This is a genomic window from Microbulbifer sp. GL-2 (genome assembly GCF_007183175.1).
GTDB lineage: Bacteria > Pseudomonadota > Gammaproteobacteria > Pseudomonadales > Cellvibrionaceae > Microbulbifer.
In genome coordinates this window covers 4881348-4907159 of the sequence record NZ_AP019807.1, presented here as the reverse complement: position 1 = coordinate 4907159, position 25812 = coordinate 4881348, and the positions used below count along the sequence as shown (strand labels likewise).

23 protein-coding genes are annotated in these 25812 nt (G+C 52.2%); 12 read left to right on the top strand and 11 right to left on the bottom strand.

Going from position 1 to position 25812, the window contains the following annotated elements; genetic code table 11:
* Positions 1 to 45 precede the first annotated feature (45 nt).
* The 7 genes from GL2_RS21195 to GL2_RS21165 all read left to right on the top strand — a co-directional run bounded on the left by GL2_RS21195 (position 46) and on the right by GL2_RS21165 (position 8783).
* Positions 46 to 1152 (top strand): hypothetical protein, encoded by a 1107-nt coding sequence (locus GL2_RS21195; RefSeq protein ID WP_143732701.1) that lies wholly within the window; start codon positions 46 to 48, stop codon positions 1150 to 1152.
* Complete coding sequence (locus GL2_RS21190) at positions 1149 to 1820, top strand: GntR family transcriptional regulator (protein ID WP_143732700.1); 672 nt, start codon at positions 1149 to 1151, stop codon at positions 1818 to 1820. Before GL2_RS21195 ends, GL2_RS21190 begins: the two co-directional genes overlap by 4 nt.
* 337 nt (positions 1821 to 2157) lie before the next feature.
* A complete protein-coding gene (locus tag GL2_RS21185) occupies positions 2158 to 3507 on the top strand; it encodes an aspartate aminotransferase family protein (protein WP_143732699.1) in 1350 nt (449 codons plus the stop codon).
* Between the two features lie 124 nt (positions 3508 to 3631).
* Positions 3632 to 5017 (top strand): glutamine synthetase family protein, encoded by a 1386-nt coding sequence (locus GL2_RS21180; protein ID WP_143732698.1) that lies wholly within the window; start codon positions 3632 to 3634, stop codon positions 5015 to 5017.
* A gap of 489 nt (positions 5018 to 5506) precedes the next feature.
* Positions 5507 to 6919, top strand: coding sequence for a glycosyltransferase family 4 protein (locus GL2_RS21175; protein ID WP_232053705.1), 1413 nt, complete (start codon positions 5507 to 5509; stop codon positions 6917 to 6919).
* Positions 6919 to 7671 (top strand): class I SAM-dependent methyltransferase, encoded by a 753-nt coding sequence (locus GL2_RS21170; protein ID WP_143732697.1) that lies wholly within the window; start codon positions 6919 to 6921, stop codon positions 7669 to 7671. The genes GL2_RS21175 and GL2_RS21170 overlap by 1 nt, the downstream gene beginning before the upstream one ends.
* A 5-nt stretch (positions 7672 to 7676) precedes the next feature.
* The gene (locus GL2_RS21165; RefSeq protein ID WP_172621262.1) at positions 7677 to 8783 is read left to right on the top strand and encodes a prenyltransferase; all 1107 of its coding nucleotides are present in this window, start codon (positions 7677 to 7679) and stop codon (positions 8781 to 8783) included.
* Here GL2_RS21165 and GL2_RS21160 read toward each other — a convergent pair.
* Positions 8712 to 9329, bottom strand: coding sequence for a class I SAM-dependent methyltransferase (locus GL2_RS21160; protein WP_143732695.1), 618 nt, complete (start codon positions 9327 to 9329; stop codon positions 8712 to 8714). The genes GL2_RS21165 and GL2_RS21160 overlap by 72 nt on opposite strands.
* 107 nt (positions 9330 to 9436) lie before the next feature.
* On the opposite strand from GL2_RS21160, the gene GL2_RS21155 reads away from it, so the two are divergent.
* The gene (locus tag GL2_RS21155; RefSeq protein WP_143732694.1) at positions 9437 to 10159 is read left to right on the top strand and encodes a DapH/DapD/GlmU-related protein; all 723 of its coding nucleotides are present in this window, start codon (positions 9437 to 9439) and stop codon (positions 10157 to 10159) included.
* Between the two features lie 36 nt (positions 10160 to 10195).
* Complete coding sequence (locus tag GL2_RS21150) at positions 10196 to 10708, top strand: shikimate kinase (RefSeq protein ID WP_143732693.1); 513 nt, start codon at positions 10196 to 10198, stop codon at positions 10706 to 10708.
* 48 nt (positions 10709 to 10756) lie between these two features.
* Here GL2_RS21150 and GL2_RS21145 read toward each other — a convergent pair whose 3' ends face one another.
* Positions 10757 to 11227 (bottom strand): Lrp/AsnC family transcriptional regulator, encoded by a 471-nt coding sequence (locus GL2_RS21145; RefSeq protein WP_020413378.1) that lies wholly within the window; start codon positions 11225 to 11227, stop codon positions 10757 to 10759.
* A gap of 277 nt (positions 11228 to 11504) precedes the next feature.
* Here GL2_RS21145 and GL2_RS21140 point away from each other — a divergent pair, with 277 nt between their 5' ends.
* Positions 11505 to 15062, top strand: coding sequence for an indolepyruvate ferredoxin oxidoreductase family protein (locus GL2_RS21140; protein WP_143732692.1), 3558 nt, complete (start codon positions 11505 to 11507; stop codon positions 15060 to 15062).
* 60 nt (positions 15063 to 15122) lie between these two features.
* On the opposite strand, the gene GL2_RS21135 is transcribed toward GL2_RS21140, so the two are convergent.
* A complete protein-coding gene (locus GL2_RS21135; RefSeq protein WP_143732691.1) occupies positions 15123 to 16484 on the bottom strand; it encodes an OprO/OprP family phosphate-selective porin in 1362 nt (453 codons plus the stop codon).
* Between the two features lie 248 nt (positions 16485 to 16732).
* Positions 16733 to 17623 carry a TraB/GumN family protein gene (locus tag GL2_RS21130; protein WP_143732690.1) on the bottom strand — a complete coding sequence of 297 codons (891 nt, stop codon included), beginning with the start codon at positions 17621 to 17623 and terminating at the stop codon, positions 16733 to 16735.
* Between the two features lie 190 nt (positions 17624 to 17813).
* On the opposite strand from GL2_RS21130, the gene GL2_RS21125 reads away from it, so the two are divergent.
* Positions 17814 to 18920, top strand: a complete 1107-nt coding sequence (locus GL2_RS21125; protein WP_143732689.1) for a glycosyltransferase — start codon at positions 17814 to 17816, stop codon at positions 18918 to 18920.
* Between the two features lie 17 nt (positions 18921 to 18937).
* Here the strand turns inward: GL2_RS21125 and GL2_RS21120 are convergent, their stop codons facing one another.
* The 3 genes from GL2_RS21120 to GL2_RS21110 form a co-directional block, all read right to left on the bottom strand.
* Positions 18938 to 19375: an acyloxyacyl hydrolase gene (locus tag GL2_RS21120; RefSeq protein WP_232053704.1), complete on the bottom strand. Its 438-nt coding sequence runs from the start codon at positions 19373 to 19375 to the stop codon at positions 18938 to 18940.
* A 248-nt stretch (positions 19376 to 19623) separates the two neighbouring features.
* Positions 19624 to 20772: an RNA polymerase sigma factor RpoD/SigA gene (locus tag GL2_RS21115; RefSeq protein WP_143732687.1), complete on the bottom strand. Its 1149-nt coding sequence runs from the start codon at positions 20770 to 20772 to the stop codon at positions 19624 to 19626.
* Between the two features lie 206 nt (positions 20773 to 20978).
* On the bottom strand, positions 20979 to 21398 hold the full coding sequence (locus GL2_RS21110) for a hypothetical protein (protein ID WP_143732686.1): 420 nt from the start codon (positions 21396 to 21398) through the stop codon (positions 20979 to 20981).
* Positions 21399 to 21693: 295 nt separating this feature from the next.
* Between GL2_RS21110 and GL2_RS21105 the strand changes: the two genes are divergently transcribed.
* Positions 21694 to 22011 carry a hypothetical protein gene (locus GL2_RS21105; RefSeq protein WP_143732685.1) on the top strand — a complete coding sequence of 106 codons (318 nt, stop codon included), beginning with the start codon at positions 21694 to 21696 and terminating at the stop codon, positions 22009 to 22011.
* Between the two features lie 70 nt (positions 22012 to 22081).
* Here the strand turns inward: GL2_RS21105 and GL2_RS21100 are convergent, their stop codons facing one another.
* The 4 genes from GL2_RS21100 to GL2_RS21085 all read right to left on the bottom strand — a co-directional run bounded on the left by GL2_RS21100 (position 22082) and on the right by GL2_RS21085 (position 25664).
* Positions 22082 to 22840 carry a YciK family oxidoreductase gene (locus tag GL2_RS21100; RefSeq protein ID WP_143732684.1) on the bottom strand — a complete coding sequence of 253 codons (759 nt, stop codon included), beginning with the start codon at positions 22838 to 22840 and terminating at the stop codon, positions 22082 to 22084.
* A gap of 52 nt (positions 22841 to 22892) precedes the next feature.
* Positions 22893 to 23552, bottom strand: a complete 660-nt coding sequence (locus GL2_RS21095; protein ID WP_143732683.1) for an HAD family hydrolase — start codon at positions 23550 to 23552, stop codon at positions 22893 to 22895.
* Between the two features lie 12 nt (positions 23553 to 23564).
* Complete coding sequence (gene ubiG, locus GL2_RS21090; RefSeq protein ID WP_143732682.1) at positions 23565 to 24266, bottom strand: bifunctional 2-polyprenyl-6-hydroxyphenol methylase/3-demethylubiquinol 3-O-methyltransferase UbiG; 702 nt, start codon at positions 24264 to 24266, stop codon at positions 23565 to 23567.
* 72 nt (positions 24267 to 24338) lie between these two features.
* Entirely contained in the window at positions 24339 to 25664 is a 1326-nt protein-coding gene (locus GL2_RS21085) for a TRZ/ATZ family hydrolase (RefSeq protein WP_143732681.1), read from the bottom strand.
* Between the last annotated feature and the right edge of the window lie 148 nt (positions 25665 to 25812).

The window sequence follows — 25812 nt, the reverse complement described above, 5'->3', positions numbered from 1 at the left end:
AACCCAGTACACTTGCGCCTGAATGGATAGCTTAAGAGACACTTTGTGAAGAATTCCAGTTGCATATTGTTGGCCGGGGCAAGCGCGGCGCGCCAGATTCGCGAAGAGGGGTTGCACCAGGGGCAGTTCTCAACCCTGGTTGGCGCCTCGGGAGGCCCCAAATGGTTGGTGATCAGTCAGTTGGACCGGGTGCTGATGGGGGAGTTCTTCAAAGGTCGCCATGAACCTATAACGACGCTGGGCTCCTCAATTGGTAGCTTCCGCAATATGTGTTACGCCATGAAGAGGCCTCTTGCGGCGTTGGAGTGTTTGGAGCACGGCTATATCCATCAGAGTTATGCGTCTGGCAAACCGACTCCGGCGGAGATTACTGCTGCCGGAGAGCGAATACTGCTCGATGTGTTAGGTGAAAGCGGAGCTCATGAGGTAGTGAATAACCCGCGGTGGCACAGTCATTTTGTCACTGTCCGTGGGCGCGGCCCCCTAGCCAGTGAGAGACGTACTTTCCTGGCCCCGGCCCTGCTTGCGTCGGCCCTTGCCAATGTGGTGTCCCGGCACAGTCTCAGAGCATTCTGGGAGCGGGTGGTATTTCACTCTGGTAGCGATGCTTCGGTGCAGTTTGGCAGCCTGAGTACGGTGAATACGGCACTTTGTGCTGAAAATGTTTGTGCGGCAGTCCTAGCCAGTGGCTCTATCCCGCTGGTCATGGCAGGTGTGCAGAACCCCGCTGGTGCGCCACGAGGCAACTATCGCGATGGTGGCATTACCGACTACCATTTTGATCTGCGTTTCCAGCACCCCCAGGGGTTGGTGCTCTATCCCCACTTTTTCCCGTTTATGGTACCGGGCTGGTTTGATAAAGGACTTTCCTGGCGCCGTGTGCGTGGTGATGCCATGGCTTCCACCCTGGTACTAACTCCTTCTCCTGCATTTGTTGAGAGGTTGCCTTATGGCAAGATCCCGGATCGCAATGACTTTTACAAACTGGGCCCAGATGAGCGGGTGCGTTACTGGAAAAGGGTAGTGGAATTGAGTCGGCAGGTTGCCGATGATTTCCATGAAATCTGGCAGAGTGGTCGTGCGGAGGAGCATCTTATTGAAGTCGGCTCCGATGAAATTCCACACAAATTACAGCAGGTCAGGGCCGCATGAATATGGTGCAGGAATTTAACCGTCCGCAGGAGGAGTTTCGCACCACCCAGGAACGGGTCTACTTCCAGGTGCGGGACGCAATTTTACGCGGAAAATTTTTACCAGGGCATGCGATTACTATTCGTGGCCTGGCTGCAGAACTGGATTGTAGCCCCATGCCGGTGCGTGAGGCCCTGCGGCGTCTGACCTCTGAGCGGGCACTGGAACTGTCAGATACCCGCCGTGTCACGGTTCCCACCATGACCCCGGAAAAGCTCGAGGAAATCTGTGCGGCGCGGGTTGCGCTGGAGTGCCAGGCTGCTGAGCAGGCCCTGCCTTATGTGCAGGGCGTGCAACTAGAGCAGTTGCGCGAGCTGGATGAGCGGGTGACTGCTGCATTAAAGCAAAAGGATATAGAGCAGTATGTGACGGCCAATCTCGACTTCCACTTTACCCTCTATCGGCTGGGTCGGCCCCATATCATTCTTTCCCTGATCGAAAGCCTGTGGCTGCAGACAGCGCCTCTGCAGCACCTTGTATTCCAGCGTTTCGGCGTTCAAGAGCTGCCGGACCGCCATGAGGACCTGCTGGATGCGATTGCCGGAGGGAGTGTGGAGAAGGTTCGTCTCGCTATTCGACAGGATATTGAGGAAGGATTGGGCTCCATTTCTGCAGAGGAACTTCTCTAGTGGCCAGGGACCACTACTTTTCAGGCACCGTTACCCACGGTTTCTGCCTCGATTGATGTTGTCAGGCCTGAAAATGACCTCTTAGTCCCGCACAATTCCGCTTGCTCAACCCTATTCGACCTTAAGGTTGCAATGAGGCATCAATAGATCTTGCGCTTCTGTGAGTCTCGCCACTAAAATGTGATCACAAATTTTGGTAGTAATAATTTGCCTTGTTATGCCCTTTGCCCGGTACAACAGGGCGGGTGACAGATTGAGGGATACCCTCCACTGAGCAAACACAGACTGATTGTGCAGTGTGTTGGTAGAGCCCCAGAGCAAAAGCCAGGAGCGAAAAATGAACAAAAGTGAGCTGCAACAACACGACCGCGAGCACCTGCTGCATCCTTTTACTGACTTCAATGACTTGGGCCAGCAGGGCACCCGCTTGATCACCAGTGCCGAAGGTGCCTATATCACCGATATTGATGGCAACCGTATGCTGGATGGCATGTCGGGCTTGTGGTGCTGTAACCTGGGTTACAGCCGCAAAGAAATTAGCGATGCCATTTATCAGCAGTTGAATACCCTGCCGTTCTACAACAGCTTCTTCCAGTGCACTACCGTGCCTTCTATCGAGCTGGCTGATGCCTTGGCAGAGGTGACCCCGGCAAACATGAACAATGTGTTCTTCACCGGCTCCGGCTCTGAGGCGAACGACACTAACTTGCGCCTGATCCGTCGTTTCTGGGACCTTCAGGACAAGCCGGAAAAACGTATCGTGATTTCCCGCAAGAACGGTTACCACGGTTCCACTATCGCCGGTGCCAGCCTGGGCGGTATGAGCGGTATGCATAAGCAGTTCCAACCACTGGACTACATTGAGCACGTACAGCAGCCTTACTGGTTCGCTGAGGGCGGCGATATGTCCCCGGAAGAGTTTGGAATTCAGGCCGCACGCAGCCTGGATGAAAAGATTCAGGAGCTTGGACCCGAGAAAGTAGCCGCCTTTATTGCCGAGCCGGTCCAGGGCGCTGGTGGTGTTGTGATTCCACCGGAAACCTATTGGCCGGAAGTGAAGAAGGTACTGGATCAGTACGATATCCTTCTGGTGATGGATGAAGTGATCTTCGGCTTTGGTCGTACCGGTGAGTGGTTCGGCGCCGACTACTATGGTATCAAGCCCGACCTGATGACTTTCGCCAAAGCGGTAACCAATGGCTACTTCCCCCTCGGTGGTACCATGGTGAGCGATCGTGTTGCCGAGGTAATCAAGAGTAAGGGTGGTGAATTTACCCACGGCTACACCTACTCAGCACACCCGGCGGCTTGTATGGCGGGTTTGGCAACTATTAACATTCTGCGCAACGAGAAAATTATCGAGAATGTTCGCGATGTAACCGGCCCTTATCTTGCCAAGCGCTGGGCCGAATTGGCTGAGCACCCAATTGTCGGTGAGTCGCGCAGCCTGGGCATGGTTGGTGCACTGGAACTGGTGAAAGACAAGTCCAGCCGTGCCCGCTTCGATGATGATTGTACTGCTGGTGCAGTATGTCGCGACCAGAGTATTAAACATGGCCTGGTAATGCGCGCTGTTGGGGATGCAATGGTTATCGCACCACCACTGATTATCACCACTGAGCAGGTGGATGAACTGGTGGAAAAGGCACATCGAGCTCTGGACGACACTGCTAAAGCACTGGCGTAGACTCGCTGTATCGCACCTTCTTTGTAGAAGCGGCCTTAGACTGTCACTCATTGTCCACCGGTGGTGGAATGGTTGGCGGCCTGGGGCCGCTTCTGCGGTTTGACTGGACTACCTCAGGCAACTTATGTCTCAAGAAAAAGAATTCACTGCCCAGCCAGAGCTGCTGGAACAGTCGCGTAAATTCCTGGCAGAGCATTCAGACTTAAAGTGGATTGAAGGCTTTATGTTTGACATTAATGGTGTGCCCCGCGGTAAGTGGCTGCCTGCCGAGGCTGCGGAAAAACTGCTCAAGGGAAGCCTGCAAATGCCGCGCAGCGCCGTCAGCCTGGATATCTGGGGGCGCGATATTGAAGACAGTCCCCTGGTATTTGCCAGTGGCGATAGCGATGGCGTCTGCTTGCCGGTGTCGCCGATCAGTCTGGCGCCTTGGCATCGCGAGGAAACCGCCCAGCTGCATATGCAGCTACATGAGGCGGATGGCTCTTTTCTCTATGCCGACCCACGCGCGCAATTACAACGGGTGGTAGATCGATTGAAAAAGCTCGGTTACACGGCGGTTTGTGCCACCGAGTTGGAGTTCTACCTGCTGCGGGATGAAGTGGACCACCTGGCGCGGCCGCGCCCGGTCAGTGACAACGATGCCGAGCTGGTACCCTCCACAGATGTGTACGACTTGTCTGAGCTGAATGCACAGCGTCATTTCTTTGCCGATGTTCGAGCTGCCTGTGAGGAACAGGGGATTCCGGCGGATTCCGTGTTGTCTGAATGCGCGCCTGGTCAGTTCGAAATTAACCTGTTGCACAGTGCAGATCCGGTCAAGGTTGCGGACCAGACCCTGCTCTTCAAGCGATTGCTGAAAGGGGTAGCGCGCAGTCATGGTTTCCGCGTGAGTACTATGGCTAAGCCGTTTGGAGACCAGGCAGGCAATGGTATGCATGTGCATATGAGTCTGATCGATAGCTCTGGCAAAAATGTCTTTGATGATGGCAGCGCGCAGGGCTCAGACTTATTGCGCCAGGCAGCGGCTGGCATGTTGGCAACTGCCAATGATGCGATGGCGTTTTTTGCGCCGCACAGCAACTCTTACCGTCGCTTCCAGGAGAGTTCTCATGCACCGTTAAACCTGTGCTGGGGTTATGATAACCGCACCACGACACTGCGGGTTCCTGCCAGTAACCCGGAAGCGCGTCGTATTGAGCACCGGATTGCCGGAGCGGATGTGAACCCTTACCTGGTCCTGGCGGGTATTCTGGCGGGAGTGTGTCACGGTCTGGAAAACCAATTGCAAGCGCCGGCCCCGGTGGAAGGTGATGCCTACCAGGTTAAGAGTGAACAATTGATCAATACCTGGGGCGATGCACTCAAGCGCTTTGAGCAGAGCCCTCTGTGGCGTGAGTACCTTGATCCGCGTTTTGTCGAGCTGTTTCTGTTACTTAAGCGCCAGGAACAATCAGAAATCGGCGCACGGGTTACCGATGTGGAATACCAGAGTTATTTACACCGTGTTTAGCGCTGCCTCGCGGGGTGCTCTGGTACCTGCGGCATGAATACTGAACGGCTTTTACGACAGGAGCGGCGGCGAGTTGTAATACTCTGCTATACCTAAATTTAAGTGCGTAACGCGCTTGAAACTCTCCTCCTGAAAGTGTGTTCGAGAAACCTGGCCCGCCATTTGGCGGGCATTTTTTTGCCCCCAAATATCTCCTTCCGTTATTTCATGCGCCATCGCGGGTTTTATCACTTGCCCTGATGCTCGTTTTTCTGGGAATAGGTAATTAGTCGCCAAGCTGGGGGCCAGGGCCGGTTTTTCTAAATCCGGGGGCAAATTATTTTTCGAGGGGAGCTATGCGTCAACAGTGACTTTTGACTTGGCTTGGGAAGCCACATAGCGGTCAGACTTGCCAATAGTGTGGACAGCTTCTGCCTAGCAGTCATTTCCACGCCAGTGTATTCTTCCGCTTTACCAGCGTAAGGCTCCGGATTAATCGACCGCCGCAGCATGGCCCAGAACAGTGTTGCGCGTTTGATTGAAGATAAGCGGGCCTCAGAACAAGCATACGGGGAATCTATGACCGCCTTGGGAAATTGTGCAGACGGTCCAATGGCTGGCAAGACACGGCCGCTAAAAATTTGTCTATTAGGTTATCGCAGCAATCCACATAGTGGTGGCCAGGGCATCTACCTTCGCTACCTGAGCAAGGCGTTGGTTGATGCAGGGCATTCAGTGGATGTTATTTCAGGCCAACCCTACCCGGAGCTGGATGCGCGCGTAAAGTTGATCAAGATGCCCGGGCTGAACCTGTATGAGGTTGAGCGGCCATCTCGCGCGTTGAGAGCGAGACACTTGCTTTCCTGGGCTGATTTCTTTGAGTGGTGGAGCAAGCTGACTGGGGGGTTTGCCGAACCCTATACGTTTGGTCGTCGTGTGGCCAGGTACTTGCGTAAACACGGCCGCCACTATGACATAGTGCACGATAATCAATCACTCTGTTACGGCCTGCTGGATATCGAGAACAGTGGGCTGCCGGTAGTTGCGACTATTCATCATCCTATTACCCGTGATCGTCAACTGGCGCTGGATGCGGCACCAGATTGGCGCCTTCGTCTGCTGGTGCGCCGCTGGCATAACTTTCTGAATATGCAGATCAAGGTTTCGCGAAAGTTGCGCCATATTGTGACGGTATCGCGCCAGTCTGAGCAGGATATCATCGAGCAATTTGGTGTGGCGCCAGAGCAGATACACCTGATTTACAACGGTATCGATACAGAATTATTCAGCGCCAGTGATAAAGTTGAGCGCCACCCGCTCAGGATTATGACAACTTCATCGGCGGATCAGCCGCTCAAAGGTTTGGGGGTGTTACTCAGGGCCCTGGCCGAACTGCGCAAAGAGTTTTCCGGCCTGGAATTATTGGTTGTGGGGCGCTTGAGAGAAGGCGGTGATACCGAGAAACTCCTACATCGGTTGCAGTTACAGGAAGCGGTTAAATTCGTTTCGGGCATTTCCAATGAGGAGCTTGTGGATTGCTACCGCAGTGCGACAGTGGTTGCCTGCCCATCGCTATACGAAGGATTTGGCCTTCCGGCCGGTGAAGCTATGGCCTGCGGGGCACCGGTGGTTTCCAGCGATGGCGGAGCATTGCCCGAAGTCGTCGGTGATGCTGGTATCGTTGTGCCGGCCGGTGATGAGCGGGCACTGGGCCAGGCGCTTGGCAGAGTTCTGGCGGATAAATCCTTACAAGCAGATATGGGGGCTCGAGGTAGGGCTCGTATAGAGAGTAAATTCTCCTGGAGCTTGGCGGCTGCGAATCTAGTGGCCTACTACCGTGAAATCTTGGGCGAGCCCACAGCGCAACAACAGGATGAGTCAGAGTTGGTTGGCGCAAATATTAGCGGTGTGGAGGCGGCTTAATGATTACAGTAGATCCGCAAAACTTAAACCTCTGCCCCGGTCAAAAAGTCCTCGACCTCGGTTGTGGTGAAGGGCGCCACTCTATTCACCTGATGATCACCGATGAGGTGGATGTCTACGGTATCGATTTGTGCCTTGACGATGTGCGAACAGCCAGTGAGCGAGCAGAGCCCTTTATTAGTCCCGAGCACGCGAAAGGGCGCCTGTTGTTTGGGGTTGCCAATGGGCTGCAGCTACCTTTTGCCGATAGCACTTTCGATGTGGTGATCTGTTCCGAGGTGCTGGAGCACATCGAGGACTATAAGGCGGTCCTTGCAGAAATTGATCGGGTATTAAAACCTTCCGGTATTTTTGCTGCTACCGTGCCAGCTTACTTTCCCGAATGGATCTGTTGGAAACTCAGTGATGAATATCATCAAGTGGAAGGTGGCCACATTCGTATTTTCCGTGAAAAAGAACTTCGAGGGAGTATAGAGGCGTTAGGACATCGTCATTTTGCCCGCCACAAGGCCCACGCTTTGCATTCCCCATACTGGTGGCTGAAGTGCCTGTTTTGGGATAAACCAGGCTCCCGCCTAGTTGCTGCCTATCATCGCCTATTGGTTTGGGATTTGATGAAACAACCGACGCTCACCCGTGTTGCAGAAAAATTACTGAATCCGCTGTTAGGTAAAAGTATTGCGCTTTATTTTGTCAAAACAGAACAAGAAGCGCCGGAGACACTGCGCTTGGCGGGCGAGGTGACCCCGTGAGTGAGATGGCGATTCCCCCAGTAAAAAACACGAATCTGTTTCCCGATGGGTTTGTCCGTGACAGTGCGGCTTATATCCTCTCCCAGCAATTAAATGATGGCTCTATTCCCTGGTTCAAGGGGCACTATGCCGACCCCTGGGACCACGTCGAGGCGGCCATGGGCCTGGCAATTGCCGGCGAGTTTGTCGCTGCGGAAAAGGCTTATCGCTGGCTTGCGGATATCCAGTTGGTTGATGGCAGCTGGTGGGCGGCTTATAAAGATGGTGAAGTCGATAATCGTGAGCGCCGCGAGACAAATTTCGTTGCTTATGTAGCGACCGGCATTTGGCACTACTTCCTGATTAGTGGTGACAAGGGTTTTCTGCGCCGCTACTGGCAGATGGTTGAACGCGCTATTAATTTTGTGTTGGCATTGCAGACCGAGCACGGGGAAATTCACTGGGCGGTAGATGAGGCAGGTCAACCTAAAAAGGATGCGCTGGTCACCGGCTGTTCCTCAGTTTACAAAAGCCTCGAGTGCGCCATCAATATTGCCTGCGAGCTGGGCATTGCCCACCCTAATTGGGAGCGAGGGCGTCAAGCTCTGGGGCAGGCTTTACGCTACAAACCGGAACGTTTTGATCGCACCTGGGAGAGCAAGGCACGTTTTTCCATGGATTGGTTTTATCCGGTTTTAACCGGGGCCTTTTCCGGTGACGCCGCTCGCGCTCGTCTGCAGCAGCGCTGGGATGAATTTGTTGTGGCGGGATTGGGTTGCCGGTGTGTTAATGATGAGCCCTGGGTTACGGTGGCGGAATCCTGTGAGTTGACTATGGCGTTGTTAGCCGCAGGGCAGCGTTCCCGTGCTGAGATTATTTACCGGGGGCTGCACCGTTGGCAGGATAGCGATGGTGGCTATTGGACCGGTTATGTCTATCGGGATGAGGCGGTTTGGCCGGAAGAGAAAACTACTTGGACGGTGGGTGCGATGTTGCTGGCGGCGGATGCACTCGCCGACCTGACGCCGGCAAGTGGTTTATTTACTTCCGTGCGGCTGCCTTTAAATGCGACGCAGGATGCCCAGAGTATCCACAGTTTCGACGAGCTCGAACTGAGCGGAAGCCAGGGCTAACTTGTAAATATCGTAGGGGGCCTGGCCGCCATCGGCGGGGTCAGGGAAGATGTCGTGGATAGCGAGATAGCCGCCGGGAACGATATGGCGAGACCAGCTGCGATAGTCGGTCATTGCCGCTTCCAGGGAGTGGCCGCCATCGATAAACACCAAACCGAGCGGCGTATTCCAGTGGCGTGCTGCGATAGCTGATGGGGCCACAACAGGAACTACCCAGTCTTCAAGTTCCGCTGTGCGGATATTTGCGCGAAAGTTGCGAAAGCTGTCCATTAATTGGGCTCTCTGGTCGAAGAGATCAGGGTCGTGGTATTCCTCACCGGGTTGATGCTCCTCTGAGCCGCGGTGGTGGTCCACGGCGAAGACTACATTGTCAGTGAGCTTGCAGGCGGTGGCTATGTAGACGGTGGATTTCCCACAGTAGCTGCCGACTTCCAGGCAGGGACCCAGCCCACTGGCCTCTGCGGCGAGATGGTAAAGTGCTTCACCCTCGTGGGCAGCGAGAAATCCTTTGATGGCTCGAATATCGATAGGCAATTTAATGGACATGGGTAACCGCTTGCTATTTTTTGTGGCCCAAACACTAAACTGCCACTTTCACAAAAGCAATTGCGATTTCCATTGTTTCTAATGTCGAATCAAACAGAATTTAATGTATGCGTAAGGACCACCGACCCTATTGGATGAAGCGCTTGCAGTTGCGTTGGCGCAACTGGCGCACAGAGTATTTTCTACTGCCACAATTTGATGCTGTGGGTGTTGAGCCCGAGGTTATGGACCCCTCATCAGTCCACGTTTTTGGCAGCAATATTCGTATTGGTAATTACCCCCACTTAATTTCCAACGCGGAAAAGTGTATCCGCTTTACCACATTTGGCCATAAGGGTGGCGAGGCATTAATTACTATTGGTGATTATGTGCTGATTTCTCCGGGAGTGCGTATCTCTGCAGCGCAGTCAATAGAAATTGGTAATGCCTGTATGATTGCCGCCAATGTGTATATTTCCGATTCGGATTGGCATGGTCTCTACAATCGCACCAGACCTTTTCGCTGCACCGCACCAGTGCGTCTGGGGAATAATGTTTGGATTGGCGATAGCGCGACGATATGTAAGGGGGTGAAGATTGGGGATAATTCGGTGGTTGGAGCGGGCAGTGTGGTTACCAAAGATGTCCCCGCAAATACTGTGGTGGCTGGCAATCCCGCAAAACCGATAAAAACCATCAACCCCAATCGGCGAATGATTACTCGTGAAGCATTGTTTGCAGATGCCTTTCGCCAAGCACACAATCTGGATGAGCTTGATAAAATGATGTTGAAAGGCAATGGCCTGCTCGGCTGGTTGCGCTCTGTATTCTTCCCTCGTCGTGGCGATTAAAAAATATGCCTGATCTATTTTTGATTATTTGAACCGATGAAAAAAAGAAAAAGCATTGTTCTGATTGGTATGCCGGGTGCTGGTAAAAGCACCTTGGGTATTTTACTGGCAAAAGAATTGGCCCTGGATTTTGTCGATACCGATGTACTGATCCAGACGCGGGAGGGAAAAACCTTGCAGGAGATCATGGCTGAAAGTGACTATCTGAATCTGCGGGCTATTGAAGGCGAGGTGATCGCTGCTGCCCGATTGCCCGGCCATGTGATCGCCACTGGCGGCAGCGCTGTGTATAGCCAAGAGGGTATGGCCAATTTGAAAGAGCTTGGCACAATCGTGTTCTTGGAGTGTTCCGCTGAGGAATTGCGCAGGCGAATTCACAATTATGAAAGCCGCGGAATTGCCAAGGCTCCGGGGCAGACTTTTGAGGCCCTGTTTGCCGAACGGCAAGCCCTGTACCGGGAATATGCGGACATTACTGTGGACTGTGATGGACTGACGATGCAGCAGGCATTGGACCGGTTGTTAAACCAGTTGCCGTCGCAGGCCTAGAATGTCGCAAGAGCCCCTTGATTGCAGGGGCTCTGACTTATATCTTCCTCAGAGAGGCAGCTGGGTGGTGTACTTCACCTGCTTTAAGGCGAAAGTGGAGTTCACCGAGGCCACGTTGGGCAAGTGCACCAGGGAGCGCTTTAGTAGTTGCTCATAGTGCTCTACGCTATCCACGACGACACGCAGTACGTAGTCCTTGTCACCACTGGTTGAATAGCACTCTACTACCTCCTGGACATCCTGAACCGCAGACTCGAAATTATTCAGGGATTCTTCGTCGTGGTTGTGGATTGTGACATAGCAGTATACTGTGACTCCCAGGTCCAGTTTGCGCGGGTCCAGCAGTGTAACCCGACCGCGGATAATGCCTTCCGCCTCCAGTCTTTTGATGCGGCGCCAGCAGGGGGTGTGGGAGAGGCCGACTTTGTCTCCTAGCTCCGCCATGGAATAATCGGCGTTCTCCTGCAGCGCTCGCAGAATCTTGCGGTCAAAATCATCCAGGTCTGTCGAACGCTTCATAAAGACTCCTATCCTATAAAAATTTGATCGGTCGAGATTTCTATCACAAATTTACGCACATTTACGTAAATAAAGCAATGCTCTGTTGCGCTTAACGAACTAGTATGACCTGACCAATCCGTCTCAGGATGGGTGCTTTTTGTGATTGCCCGCCTAGGGACCCTTCGGGCCGATCACGACTGGGGCATCCGGCTGCTGATACGAGGCGATTCGGAAGAATAATGACTCATAACTCGAACCGAGTTTCGAGAAGAATAAACGACCGGAAGTTAGGTGTATGACTGATAACGTAACCAGTCCCCAGCGCGCGGCGGACACCCAGGTAAAGAAGCAAATATCCCTGGACGATCGCTATACCATCCTTAAAGGCCGTGTGCTTCTCTCTGGTATCCAGGCGCTGGTGCGCCTGCCGATCGACCAGATGCGTATGGATCAATCCCGCGGTCTCAATACCGCGACTTTTATTTCTGGTTACCGAGGCTCTCCGCTGGGTGGCTACGATTTGCAACTGTCCCGTGCCAAGAAACTGTTGGAGCAGAACAATATTCGCTTCCAACCGGGTGTAAACGAAGAGCTGGCCGCCACCGCGGTATGGGGCTCCCAGCAAGTGGGCCTGTTCGAAGGGGCTGAAGTGGAAGGCGTCTGCGGTATCTGGTATGGCAAGACGCCGGGGATAGACCGCTCTTGCGATGCCTTCCGCCATGCAAATGCGGCGGGTTCCTCTCCTAAAGGTGGTGCCTTGATAGTGGCTGGCGATGACCACGGTTGTAAGTCTTCCTCTTATCCGGGGCAGTCGGAATTCGCTTTCGTAGATATGCATATTCCAGTGCTTAACCCTGCCACAGTGCAGGAGGTACTGGATTATGGTCATTACGGCCTGGAACTATCCCGCTTTAGCGGTTGCTGGGTGGCGATGATTACCCTGGCGGAGAATATGGACAGCTCCGCCACAGTGGAAGTGGGCTCTCAACGTGTGCAGTTCAGCTATCCGGAAATCGAGCGCCCCGAGGGCGGACTCAATATTCGCAAGCAGGACAATCCCCTGGAGCAGGAAGAGCGCCTTTGGCGGTACAAGCGTCCAGCAGCACTGGCATTTGCCCGCGCCAACAAACTGAACAAAGTCGTGCTGGAAAATCCCGGGGCCAACCTGGGGATCGTTACTACGGGCAAAGCCCACCTGGACCTGATGCAGGCTTTTGAAGATATGGGGATCGATGAAGGCCAGGCCAAACAGCTTGGTATTCGTATTCTCAAGGTAGGCATGACTTACCCCCTTGATGTGCCCGGTATTCAGGAATTCGCTCGCGGTTTGGATACTCTGCTGGTGCTTGAAGAGAAGCGCAGCTTGATGGAAGTTCAGCTCAAAGAGGAGCTGTACAACGTCCATGTTAAAGACCCTCATTTCCCGCGTATTCTGGGTAAGGTAGATGAGCACGACCAGCCACTGATGCCGGCTTACGGTGAGCTCTCCCCGGCGATAATTGCCCAGGTACTGGGTTTTGTGCTGGGTGATGACAAACTGGGTGAAAGCGGCCGCCATCGCCTGATGCGGCTCAATGCTCTGGCGGAACGAATTTCCCAGCAGGCTGGCTCCAGTGTTTCACGCCTGCCCATGTTCTGTGCCGGTTGCCCCCATAACCGCTCGACTAAAGTCCCCGAGGGGAGTCGAGCACTTGCCGGGATTGGTTGCCACTATATGGCCCAGTGGCTCGATCGCGAGACTTATACTTTTACCCAGATGGGCGCCGAGGGCGTCAACTGGGTTGGACAAGCGCCTTTTACCAGTGAAAAACACGTATTCGTAAACCTGGGGGATGGCACTTATTTCCATTCCGGTATCCTGGCCATTCGCGCATCTGTCGCCGCCAGGGTGAATATTACCTACAAAATTCTGTTTAACGATGCGGTTGCCATGACTGGCGGCCAGCCCCATGACGGTGAGCTGGCGCCGGATATGATCTGTCGCCAGGTGTTGGCTGAAGGGGTGCAGAAAGTTGTGCTGGTGATGGACAACCCGGATAAATATAAGGGTGCCTTGTCCTTTCCCTCCGAAGTGGAAATTCGCCACCGAGATTACATGCCTGCAGTTATGGAGGAGTTGCGCGAGGTCGAAGGTTGTACGGTAATAATCTATGACCAGACCTGCGCCACCGAGCTGCGCCGCAAACGCAAGCGCGGCCTGTTGCCCCAGGCTGAGGGGCGCCCGTTTATCAATGAGCTGGTGTGTGAAGGTTGCGGTGATTGTGTACAGCAGTCCAGTTGTATCGCAGTGGAAAAAGTCTCTACTGCCATGGGGGATAAGCGGCGCATTAACCAGACTGGCTGTAACCAGGACCTCTCTTGTGTCAATGGTTTCTGCCCTTCGTTCGTCACGGTAAAGGGTGGGCGCCTGGCAAAAGGGGCTGGTGTTGGCGATGTATTGCGCACTGAGGCGAACAAATTACCAGTGCCACAGCTGCCATCTTTGAGTCAGCCGTTTAATTTCCTGGTAACCGGCGTAGGCGGTACTGGGGTTGTTACTATTGGTGCGTTGCTGGCGATGGCGGCCCATATTGAGGGCAAGGCCTGTAGTACCTTGGATCAGACTGGTCTCGCTCAAAAGGGTGGGGCGGTTTACTCCCACATCCGCTTTGCAGCAAAGCCTGATGCACTACAGGCAGTACGTATTTCTGATGGCCGTGCTGATGCGCTGATGGCCTGCGACCTGATTGCTGCGGGCAATCTTGCTGCCTGCCTGGCCAAGCTGGATGAAACCCACAGTCGCGCGGTAGTAAATACCCATCTCAGCCCAACTGCTGCTACCGTTTTGGGACGTGAAGATGCACATTCACCCCAGGCAGTTCTGGATACTTTGAGTAGCGCTGTTCGTGAGTTGGAGTCTGTAGAGGCGCACCGACTTACCAAGTCGGCCTTGGGTGATACCCTGGCCGCGAATATCTTTATGCTGGGCTTTGCCTGGCAGAAGGGATTATTGCCGCTTTCGCAGGAGTCATTGTTGCAGGCAATTGAGCTGAATGGCGTTGCGGTAGAGGGTAACTTACAGGGTTTTGCCACAGGTCGCCTTGCTGCTGCTGATTCCAGGGCCTTAAGCAAATTACTTGCTCACGATCAGGCGCCAGTTGCGCTGCCGCAGGGACTGGAAGAAATTGTTGCTCACCGGGTTAAGCACCTCTCTGGTTACCAGAATGCAGATCTGGCGCAGCGCTATCAAAATCTGGTGGATAAGGTGAAGGCTGCGGAAGTGCTCAAGGTGCCAGGTAACCTGAAGCTTGCGGAAGTTGTCGCACGTAATTACGCCAAGCTGTTAGCTTACAAAGATGAATATGAGGTGGCACGCCTGTATACCGATGGGCGCTTTACTCAAGCCCTGCAGGAAAATTTCAGTGGAGAGTTTGAACTGGAGTTCAACCTGGCTCCGCCATTATTGGCCCGTTTCGACAAGATTTTAGGGCACCCGCGCAAAATGAAGTTTGGAGGCTGGATGTTTAAGGCTTTCGGTGTTCTGGCCAAGCTGAAATTCCTGCGCGGTACTGCACTGGATATATTTGGATATACTGCTGAGCGTAAGATGGAGCGAGCCTTGATCGGTGAGTATGAGCAATTGGTCGATAAGGTAGTGGGTGAGCTGAATGCACAGAACCATACTGCTGCTATCGATTTACTCAGCTACCCTGAGGAAATTCGCGGCTATGGCCATGTAAAAGAGGCTAACCTGGTAAAGGTCAGGCATCAGCGTGAGCTGGCGCTCGAGCGTTTCGAAAGCCCTGTACTTGATATCAAGCGGTCCACTGAGGTGGAAATTTTTGATCCTGCTAACGCTCAACAGGTAGGATAATTTTTTGCAGGGGGCGACTCTTTTCTTAAGAGTCGCTTAATTGAAAGTTTATTGTCCTGTTTACCAACGGCCCTGCATACGAATGGCGAATTGTTTGGTTTTGTCGTCTATAAAATCGTTATTTCCCAGGGTTACATTCAACATTAGGCGTACTTTGGGATTGAAATAATAATTAAACCCGAAAATAAAGTTACTTGCTTTCATATTTGGAATATCCCTGTTTTCGATGGTGTCGTACCGTGCGGTCAACTCAAAAGCCCCTATAGGCGGGGTGGGCTTAATAGATTTGAAAACACCGTCTTTTGTGTCGTAGGGCTTGTGTTCTCCTGTTACAGCCCAGCTGCCCATGATATACCACGTGTGAACACTCTGGTCTCCAATAAAGCAGCCAGTAAACGGGTCGCAAAAAAAGTTTGGGGGAGCGCCAAAAAAATCTACAAAAGTAAATTCGGAGAGAAATATACCGCCAGAAAATTTGCCTAAAGCGTACTCCGATTGGGCAAAAAATGGCCCGTAGGTTCCGGCTAATTCCAGGCCTAGTATCGACACATCCCCTTCTGAGTTACCGAGATAAAACTCTTCATCGCCAAATTCCCCAAAAAAGAGATCGCGCCCGCCGGGACTTATTGCAATTAGTTGTTCCGGACCGCGCCGCCCGGCATAGGCTACTAGAGCTGTACGTGGAAGGGTGTTTTGTTTGGCATCCTCATAGCTCAGTGATGCGCCAAGATGCAGAGTTTTAACTTCGTCTTCATTGATTGGAGCCCAGGTTAACCTGGTTGCAGCACCTATCCCCTCGTTGCGGGGGTCTCCTGGGTTGCGCAGGTTAAATAGGTTGATACCAAATGTATGGCAACACCAGTGTGCGTACCAGCCAATCCCCTGTTGCCGGCCGCGATCTCTATAAATACCTGGAGTTGCAGTAAAGGCACGCTCCATCATGGTGGTCTGATTAGAGCTGGTTAATTCACTGAGGGAGCGGCTGGGTTTAAAGTTTCCAATATAAAGTTTACCGTTCAAAACTTCAGTGGCAAGGTAGACATCCCTAAGCCCGCCAGTACCGCTAGAGGAAAAATCTCGCTCTAATTTGTATTCCCACTCCCACAGCTTCCCTCTCATTGCTAAGCGGGCACGGCGGAAGTCTGTGGTGCTGACCGGACGTTCAATGTTTCTAAGGCGGATCAGGAGTTCTTCTCTACCAAAGAAAAATGGGTCATCATCAAAAAAAAAGCGGTCGTCTTTGTCAAAAATATAGGTGTCAAAATGTATACGACCGCCAAGCTCTGCGGAGAAATTGCCATCCCCAGAAACGATTTTCAGCCCTCCTTCGGTTTCAGCTTTATCGGCTTCATCTTTATCGGCAACAGCGGATTGGGAAAAAATTACGCTAGCTAGGGCACAGTACAGGCTATAGCGCTTCATATGACAGTCCATGTCAAAGCTATTGTTATCAGGGCGGCGTATTGCTACAGCTTAGCAAGTGTGGATAGAAAAGTTATCTCGGAGATGGGACAGGTCGTGTCTGTCAATGATCGCTTGATTATTTGAAATGCTGTTTCAAGGATCAGAGGAATCGCTGGCGGAAACCGGCGATTCCGGTGCCTAAACCGATAGCTAGGGGTAAGAAATCGTTTTGATACCAATATACTGTTTGATGGGCTAGGTTGGCGCTAGATACGCTCCAATGAGTACCCGCTTTTTTTCAGTAGTTCCACAACACTACCTTCACCCACCAGATGCCCAGCCCCGACGATAACGAACAAGGACTGGTAATTTGGCGCTTTTATGACGATCCTCTCGGCCATGTTTTCGTTACGCTGAAAAAATAGCTTGTCATATAAGGGCTTGTACTCAGGATTTTCCTTGAGCCCGTCTAGAATAATTAGCTGGTTCAGGGACTTCTCATCACCGGCTTTCCAGGCTTTGGTAAGCTTGGGCAGGAAGCTGGAAATATCTTCCAGTTGCTCTAGTGTTTGCTGTAGCAGGAGTGCTGGGTTATCCAAACCGTTAAGTAACTGGAACTGCTGTAGAACTCCTTCCAGCTCTACTACCTTTTTTTTATCTTTCTTGGCTTTCTGTAGAAAGTGGCGATCTATGCCTAATTCCGGGTTGAGGCCGTGAGCCTGCATTTCGATCATGCTCATCGAAATCATGGCGATTGCAGGGCGCTGGCGAACAAACATTGCTTCTGGCATGTTGTGTTTCTGCATCCACGCCTGTAGCTGTTTGTAAATTTCGGGAGGCAAGTCGTCGCGCAGACTGCGGTCGCCCTGGTAAACAGACTCCATCATGATTTTTTGCTGTAGCAGCATGTCGCCTTCTGCAGCGAGGATATCCGCCTCTACGGCAATGGCATCACTTTTGGCGTAGGCGTGCTCAATCTGAGGGCGCATGGGATAGAAGTCTTCAGTCGCCAAGTGTATAGAGCCAAGTAGATAGACGGTTTGATTTTTCTTAGTAGCTTTCCAGAATATGCCCTGATCTGTTTCTGCGGCATTTACGATGCCGACAGCCAACAAAAAAAATAGTGCGGTCAATTGTGACAAGTAGCGATGTATCATTGCTTTTCCCTGATCTTATTTTAGCCAGTGAATACTAACACTCTGGAGAGTCTTACTCATACTGGTGACTCAGGTATAGGCAAATTGGCCGTGCAAGTTGGTTTTGATGCAAGCTTGTGCGGAATTTACTGGGAAATTGGATCTGTGAGATCCAAAATAGTCATTTTGCTTCATTGACGCGGTAACCATTTTGAGAATCGTACAAGTTTGGCCTGAACTGGAGCCTGGTGATACAGGAAAGGCCGCACTGGATTTTGTTCAAGAATTGTCCCGGCAGGGGTGTGAGCCCATTGTGATCTCGGCTGGAGGGGCATTGGTCGCGCGTCTTGAGTTACATGGCATTAAGCACATACAGCTGCCTGTAAACAAGAAGCCATTTTTGACTACGCGACTTGTACGGCGCCTGGCTAAGACCATAGCCGGGTTGCAGGCGGATATTGTACACGTACAAGGCCGGTTGGCCGCTCTACTGGTTTGGCGAGCTTGGCGGAGTATGGACGAAACGAGTCGTCCCGGCCTGGTAACCCATGCCGATTGTATACAGCCCCCCAGTCGTCGGGATATGGGGCTGATTTCGGGAGAGCGTGTGATAGCAGCTTCGAGTGGAGTGGCAGGCCAATTACAGGAGCATTATGGCGAGAAGTTAGCTGCTCCAGCTTGTGTTATTCCTAGGGGTATTAGCGCGAAAGAGTTTGATAGCAGCAAACCGGTTTCCGGGCAGTGGCATCTACGTCTGCTTAATAGTTACCCTCAACTGGAGGGAAAAAACTGGTGGCTGTTTTCGGGGGATTTATCTCTGGATGGAGAGCTGGGAGCTTTTCTTAAAGGGCTTGCGCATGCGGCAGATCGACGAGAGGATATTTTCGGCCTGGTTGTTGGAGAGCAGCAGGAGGGTGATCTGCGCAATGTCCGTGAGCTGGAGCTGCAAGTCCAGGAGTTGGGTTTGGAGGGGAGGGTACTGTTCCTCGGTGCACGCCGGGATATGCGTGAATTGTATGCCTCATCACAGCTGCTATTCAGCCTTGCTCGCCCTTTGGACTCCTGTGGCAAAAACGCTATGGCAGCACTTGCAATGGGTTGTCCGGTGGTAGCGTATAAGGATACCTGTGCGGGGGACGTATTGACGCACTGTTTTTCTCAGGGGGTGATAGAGCGTGGTGGAGCAGATGCCTTATCTGAAGTCGGCCTGGCTTTAACCGATCGTCCCTTGAAAGCCGGATTGCACAGTTTTTTCCATGAAGATTTAGTAAAGCAGACAATTAATCTTTATCGTGAGTTGCGAGATGCATCCACATAATGGATTTGTCGGCTTGGCTAGAAACTGAAATGGCCATTCAGTGATGCAAAGTCAAAACCGGGATTGGGGGTGTTAGTCCGGGCATTGGAAAAGTGGCTGTAGCGCAATGATAGGGTATGGCCACCGGAGAAACGATATCCCAGGGCGAAATGCAGTGCGAAGTTGAGTTTTGTACTCATCCTGATGTCACCAAAATGTTCTCGGCTCAAATAGGATGCACCCACACCTGCTTCTCCGAATCCACCACGGGGTTCATTACGTGGATACCAGCGCAGCAGGGGTTTAAATTCAATAATATTTTGTTGCTGATGTTCGTTAAGGTGTTTTATCCGCATAAAGGAGTAGCTACTTTGTCCCCACCACTGCCAGAAATGATTGGCCAGGTTGGATGATGCGAGCAGGTGGGAGTAGCTAAGGCCTGCCATTTCTGCGGTTGAGATAGAGTGTACTTGCATCAAGTCACTTCCCAGCCCTTTGCCGGCGCTAGCAATGAATTCTGATTCTGCGGAAGCGGTGGAGTGTATTAAAAATCCAAAAGTAAAAAAGAGTGCGCAACATTTAAGTGTGTTGCGGCCCGTATAGAAGACCACTGATTTATACATAACTTCGCGGCGTTTACTGATTGAGCTGTATTAAGACTAGAGACAAAGGGGTCAATGGCAAGCTCTAGAGAGAAGGCTTGCCATCAACTTCTTCCTTTATTTCAGCGCCATTGCCGTTTCAGTTGCCGAAGTGCGTCGGAATGCAGTTGCCGTGCGCGCTCCTGACTAAGCCCCAATTGCTCACCAATAACCCGAAAAGAACAGTCTCTGTCGGATACCAGGCCATAACGAAGATTTAATACAGTTCTTTGTCGAGCGGGCAGTCGTGCAACGGCTTCGCGTAATCGCTCCGCCAATTCCTGGTTGGTTACCAGTTCGTCAGTGTTATAGAGCTCATCGGCCGGAGCGTAATCAAGTCGTGTGCTGCTTTGATCATCTGCAACCGGGTCGTCCAGGGAACCGGTGGGGCCTGGTAGTTTCAGCAGGCTTTGGATGCGCTCCAGATCCAAGCCTGTCTGCTTGGCAAGATTCTCATCGGATGCGGGCAGCCCCAGGGCGCGGACTTCGCCAATCGCGCGGTAAATAGCCCGAAGATCATCCTGAACGTTGGCGGGCTGTCGAACCAGGTCTTCATTGCGGCGCAATGCCAGCTGGATCTCCTGTTGGATCCACCAATAGGCATAGGTGGAAAAACGGTAACCCATCTGTGGTTTGAAGCGCTCTATGGCTTTCATTAGGCCGACGTTGCCTTCCTGGATAAGATCAATAAAAGGTACCGATGGGTTGCGGAAGCGTTTGGCTATGGCGATCACCAGGCGCAGATTGCACTGAATCAGTTTCTTGCGCTGTTTTTGAAAGCGCTTCAGAACCCCGCCGAGTCTGCTGCGCTCCCGGCGTGATAGATGGTCAAGGGTCAGTAAAACTTCGGTGCGCTCTATAATCAGACCATGATCGTAGGCGCCTGTACTACCTCGCTGCTCGACACCTTCGCTGCGTAATTGCACCAGCTGGGTGCCATATTGCTGCAAGATGATAATCAATTTGTCTTCCAAGTCCCGGAGCAGGCAGGTGGTGCTGTGCTCCTCTTCGGGAGTGAGCAGCTGCAAGCGATATAAGTGCTTTAAATAGCTCTGCATGGGGGTGGTGCCACTCTCTGAGAGCGGTTCCCCAACTGAATGAATCTCTTCGACATCGGGTCCAGCATCAGCTGCCTGGTCTCGATCATCTGCATTGGAGCAGTTATCGGAGAGGGTGTTGTCTGTATCCTTCAGCCAGTCTTCATCCCTTGAGTAGAAGTTTTCTCGGGACAAGTGCTTAACCTTCTGTTGACTGCGTGAACGATATGTATTTTTCAGTCTCTCAGGGCAGCCTATGGCGCCCATTTCACCTTAACAATAGATGAAAGTTGATTATCGCGCCTTTCTATCGGTGACTGAAAAGTTTTGATTGCTGGGGTTTACTAATGGAGGGGAGGGCAGCCATTTGGGATGGTTCTGCCCCTGGGGCATAGAGGGGGTTATTTCAGGCGTTTTACCCGCATTTTGCGGCCACCATCTGCGAGCTTCATGAAAAAGGAGCCAAACAATGCGCGCTCTACCGTGACCCGGTCACCGGAACTCCAGTGCGTGCGTGCACTGTCATTTTGCTTCCAGATCTGGCCGTTATCCAGCGTGATAATTTTCTTATCGTAGGCACCTTTCTGTATATTGGCAATTTTTGCCTCAATGGATTCTGGAGCTTCCGAGACCTGCTTCAGCTCCTGGCCAAAGTCCTGTTCTGCGCGTTGTTCGAGGGAGTTGCTGAGCCCGTCATAGCAAACCAGTCGGTCACTATCCTGCATGATTTCGGAGCATGCTTTGAGTTGTTTATTTATGGAGTTTGCGTAGACGCTGCCTGTCAGCAGGGTGAATAGGACAATTGCAAGAACAGATTTCATAATTTTGTCATACACGCTATTGCTAATTATTAGTTTTATTCTGCCCGAGTTGGTAGGGCCGGACAATTGAATTTGTGCGGACTTTCACGCTTTTAATGGAACCAGCGTGAAAAAATAACCTCAATGCAAAGTTAGATTGGCTTTTAGCTTTTAGCTTTTAGCTTTTAGCTTTTAGCTTTTAGCTTTTAGCTTTTAGCTGACAGGGTATTCAGGCGCTGTTTTAGCAAACTCGGCCATGAGCATCCATTTATCAATTGGAAGAATGCTATAAATTAAAACTATCCAGGGGTGGAAAATGAAAGGTCTGATAACTCCAGTAATCTCACTAGCCATTGTGGCAACTTATCTTTGTTATGAGGGCGTGCGACTCTCGGTTTCGGATACAGCATTCGCCTTGGCAGCCAGTCAGTCCCAGCAAGGCCAGGGAGCTCAGCAAAGCCACTTTGATATCAATGGCCAGGGCGGTAAAAAGCCCGAGATGCTCGGAGGTGGTGAAATGATGGAGTTTGAAGGAGACATTTTTGCCGATGTCCCAGAGCATGTGAGCCCAGATGAGGGGGCTGGCGAAGAGGGTGAGTCAGATAAAGTATCCCTAGGGCAGCGCAAAGGCTGATTCATTACGTTACCCAATACAATAATAAAACCGGGCTCTGCCCGGTTTTATTATTGATCGCTTGGTGAGCTCAGCGCTTTTGTGCACTGAAGTGCTTGCCGCTATGCGCCCGGCTGTCTGCCCCCATTAGATATAAATAGGTAGGCATAATTTCCTCTGGGGCTACGACAGACTTGGGGTTTTCGGCCGGATATGCTGTGGCGCGCATGGACGTTCGGGTAGCGCCGGGATTCAGGCTGTTTACTCTGATATTTGACACGCCATCCAGTTCATCCGCCAGCACCTGCATCAATCCCTCGGTAGCAAACTTTGATACCGAATAAGCGCCCCAGTAGGCTCTTCCCTTTAAACCCACACTGGAGCTGGTAAATACTATTGATCCAGCTTCAGACTTTTCCAGAAGCGGCAGTAAGGTTTTGGTCAGCCCAAATGTAGCATTGACGTTTACCTGTATAACTTCTTGCCAGGTGGCGAAATTGTAGCTTGCCAGTGGTGTGCGCTGGCCGAGAAGGCTGGCATTGTGTAGGAGTCCATCAAGGCGGCCGAATTCCTGGTCGATTGCCTCGGCAAGGTTTTCAAAGGTTTCAATGCGAGCCTCGTTCAGGTCCATCGGGAATATGGCCGGCTGCGGTCCGCCAGCGGCCTCTATTTCGTCATAGACCATTTCCAGCTTAGGCGTGGTGCGCCCCAAAAGAATTACGGTTGCTCCATGGGCGGCAAATGTCTTGGCTGCTGTTTTTCCGATGCCATCACCAGCACCAGATACAAGAATTATTTTATCTTTGAGCAGGTTAGAGGGCGCAACATAGTCGCCGGCAAATTCTGACATGAATAATCCTGATACTGTCGCCCGGCATTAGAGCCGGGCACTACTTCGAAGGTTAAATATAGTGTTGCCTTAGCAGTGGCCAAATCTCGTCAACTGCGCTGACCAGATGATCTGCACCCCAGCTGGCTGGATTGTCAGAAGCATCGATGTAGCCGTAGCTGCAGGCGATAGTGGGCATACCCGCACGTTGCCCTGCAATAATATCGCGCTTATGGTCACCAATATAAACGGCTTCAGAAGGGGCGCAACCAATTTGGCTGCAAGCTAGGAATATGGGTTCCGGGTCTGGTTTTGTCTTGCTCACATGGTCGGGGCAGATCACGGCAGCCGCAGGTGGCAGGTGCTCAAATGCCTGCATCAGAGGCAGCGTAAATGCTTCGGGTTTATTGGTTACAATTCCCCAGGGAATCCTGTTATCTACGAGCGTATCCAGTAAGGCTTCAATGCCTGGAAAAGGTGCTGTCTGCTCTGCGAGATGAGCGAGATACAGGTCCAGCAGGCGCTGAAGCAGACTGCCAAATTCGGGGTCACCTTCCTCTTTGCCAAATCCCAGTGTTACCAGCGCACGGGAACCGTTAGAAACAGTGCCGCGGATTATTTCATCTGGGAGTGGGGGCAGTTGCTCCTGGTGTCGCAGCTGGTTGAGTACAACAATAAAGTCTGGAGCGGTATCGAGGAGTGTCCCATCCAGGTCAAATAAAACAGCTTTCATTTTATCGTCCGCTTACTCGGGTTTGCCGGCATACATCAAGTAGTTGACGTCGACGTCACGCGTGTTCAGCTTGTAAGAACGGGTTACCGGGTTGTAAGTCATGCCGGTTATATCGCGCAATTCCAAATCAGCCTCCCGCAGCCAAGTGCCCATCTCAGATGGACGGATGAACTTGCTGTATTCATGGGTGCCTTTGGGTAGTAAGCGTAGGATATATTCCGCTCCCACTACTGCGAACAGCCAGCCTTTGGGGGTGCGATTAATCGTTGAAAAAAACAAGTGACCGCCGGGCTTGGCCAGTTTTGCACAGGCGCGGATTACCGACGATGGGTCAGGTACATGCTCAAGCATTTCCAGGCAGGTAACGATATCAAAGCTACCCGGCATTTCTTCTGCCAAGTCTTCGACAGCGACCCGTCGGTAATCCACATTCACACCGCTTTCGAGTGCATGCAGCTTGGCGACATTCAATGGCGCCTCTCCCAAATCGATCCCAGTAACGTCGGCGCCTCTTTGCGCCATGGATTCTGTTAAGATTCCACCGCCACACCCAACATCCAGCAATTTTTTACCAGCGACCGATACATGCCCATCGATATAGTTGGCGCGTAGAGGGTTGATTTCATGCAGGGGTTTAAATTCGCCTTCTTTATCCCACCAGCGGCTGGCGAGTTGCTCAAATTTGGCGATTTCTGCGGGATCTACATTACTCATTAACTTCTTTGCAAACTCCGTCGCTATTAGTCGGCAAGTACCGGCTGTTGGATCACTGGGATCATTTCGCGCTTAGCGCGAATTGCCGGCGATTCTATCACGCCACAGTTGGGCTCGCTGGATTACCTCTGTTTCATTTAATGTCTGCAGCCTGCGTTGTTTTAAGAGTTGTCTGCCTGTCACCCACACATCGCTTACATTGTGGCCCCCGCCGGTATAAATCAGCTGGGATATGGGGTCATGCACGGGCTGTTGTTCAAGGCCTCCAAGGTCGACAGCAGCAATATCGGCACTTTTGCCAATCTCCAGGCTCCCGGTGATCTCCTCTATTCCCAGGGCGCGGGCGCCGTTGATAGTGGCCATTGCCAGGGCTTGGTGAGCGGGCAGAGCGGTGGCTCGCATGCTAACTGCTTTTGCCAATAATGCTGCAGTATTGGCCTCGGCAAGTAAGTCCTGGCTGTTATTGCTGGCAGCGCCATCGGTACCAAGTGAAACATTGATGCCGGCATCAAGCATCTCTGTCACAGGGCAGAAGCCTGATGCCAATTTCAGGTTGGAGGAGGGGCAGTGTGCTACGTGAGCGCCACTTGTGCTCAGTAATTCGATATCCCTATCGTTTGTGGCGACCATATGTACACAGAGGGTTTGCGGGCCCATCAGACCAAGGCGCAGTAGTCTCTCTGTTGGGCGCTCACCATTTTCCGCAAGGGCGGCTTCCACTTCTTGATGGGTTTCGTGCAGGTGTATCTGTACAGGGATCTGTGCCTCTGCGGAGCATATGGCGATCCTTTCCATAGTCTGGTCCCCTACCGTGTAGGGAGCATGTGGGGCGAATACGACTTCAATACGCTCGTGTGCCCGGTAATCGTCGCGCAGGGCCAATCCCTTGTGTAACGCCTCTTCGCTGTGACGACTCCAGGGAGTTGGTGCATCTAATATAGGGAATGCGATATGGGCCCGGATACCGCTCTCCCGAGCGGCAATGGCAACAGCTTCAGGGAAGAAATACTGGTCGGAAAAGGTGGTTGTCCCCGATCTCAGCATCTCGGCAATTGCGTGACGACTGCCATCGGCAACAAATTCCGGGCCGACCCAGCGTTGTTCCGCTGGCCAGATATGCTGCTCCAGCCACTCCTTTAGAGGACGGTCATCGGCGTAGCCACGCAACAGGGTCATGGGGGCGTGATTGTGGGTATTAATCAAGCCTGGAATCAGTGCATGTTGATTGAGGTCCACCTCCTGACTCGCCTTAAAGCGTGCTTTGGCTTCAGCGGAGGGCATTAGTGCGGTGATTCGCCCTTGTTCGATGGCCAGAGAGCAATTTTCATACACTTTTTGCTCGGGAATCACTGGAATAATCCAACGTGCGTGAATCAGTGTGTCTACGGATTGGGGCATGGGCGCTCATTGGCGGCGGTTAAAGTGGTTTCAACTTTAGCGGTAGAGCACAGTTGCGGCAACCGGGGCCTGAGGTAGGGGTTACTAGCATTCCCTCCAGCCCCTCCAACGGCGTCAAACTATGCTAGAATCGCCCGCTTATCCGGGC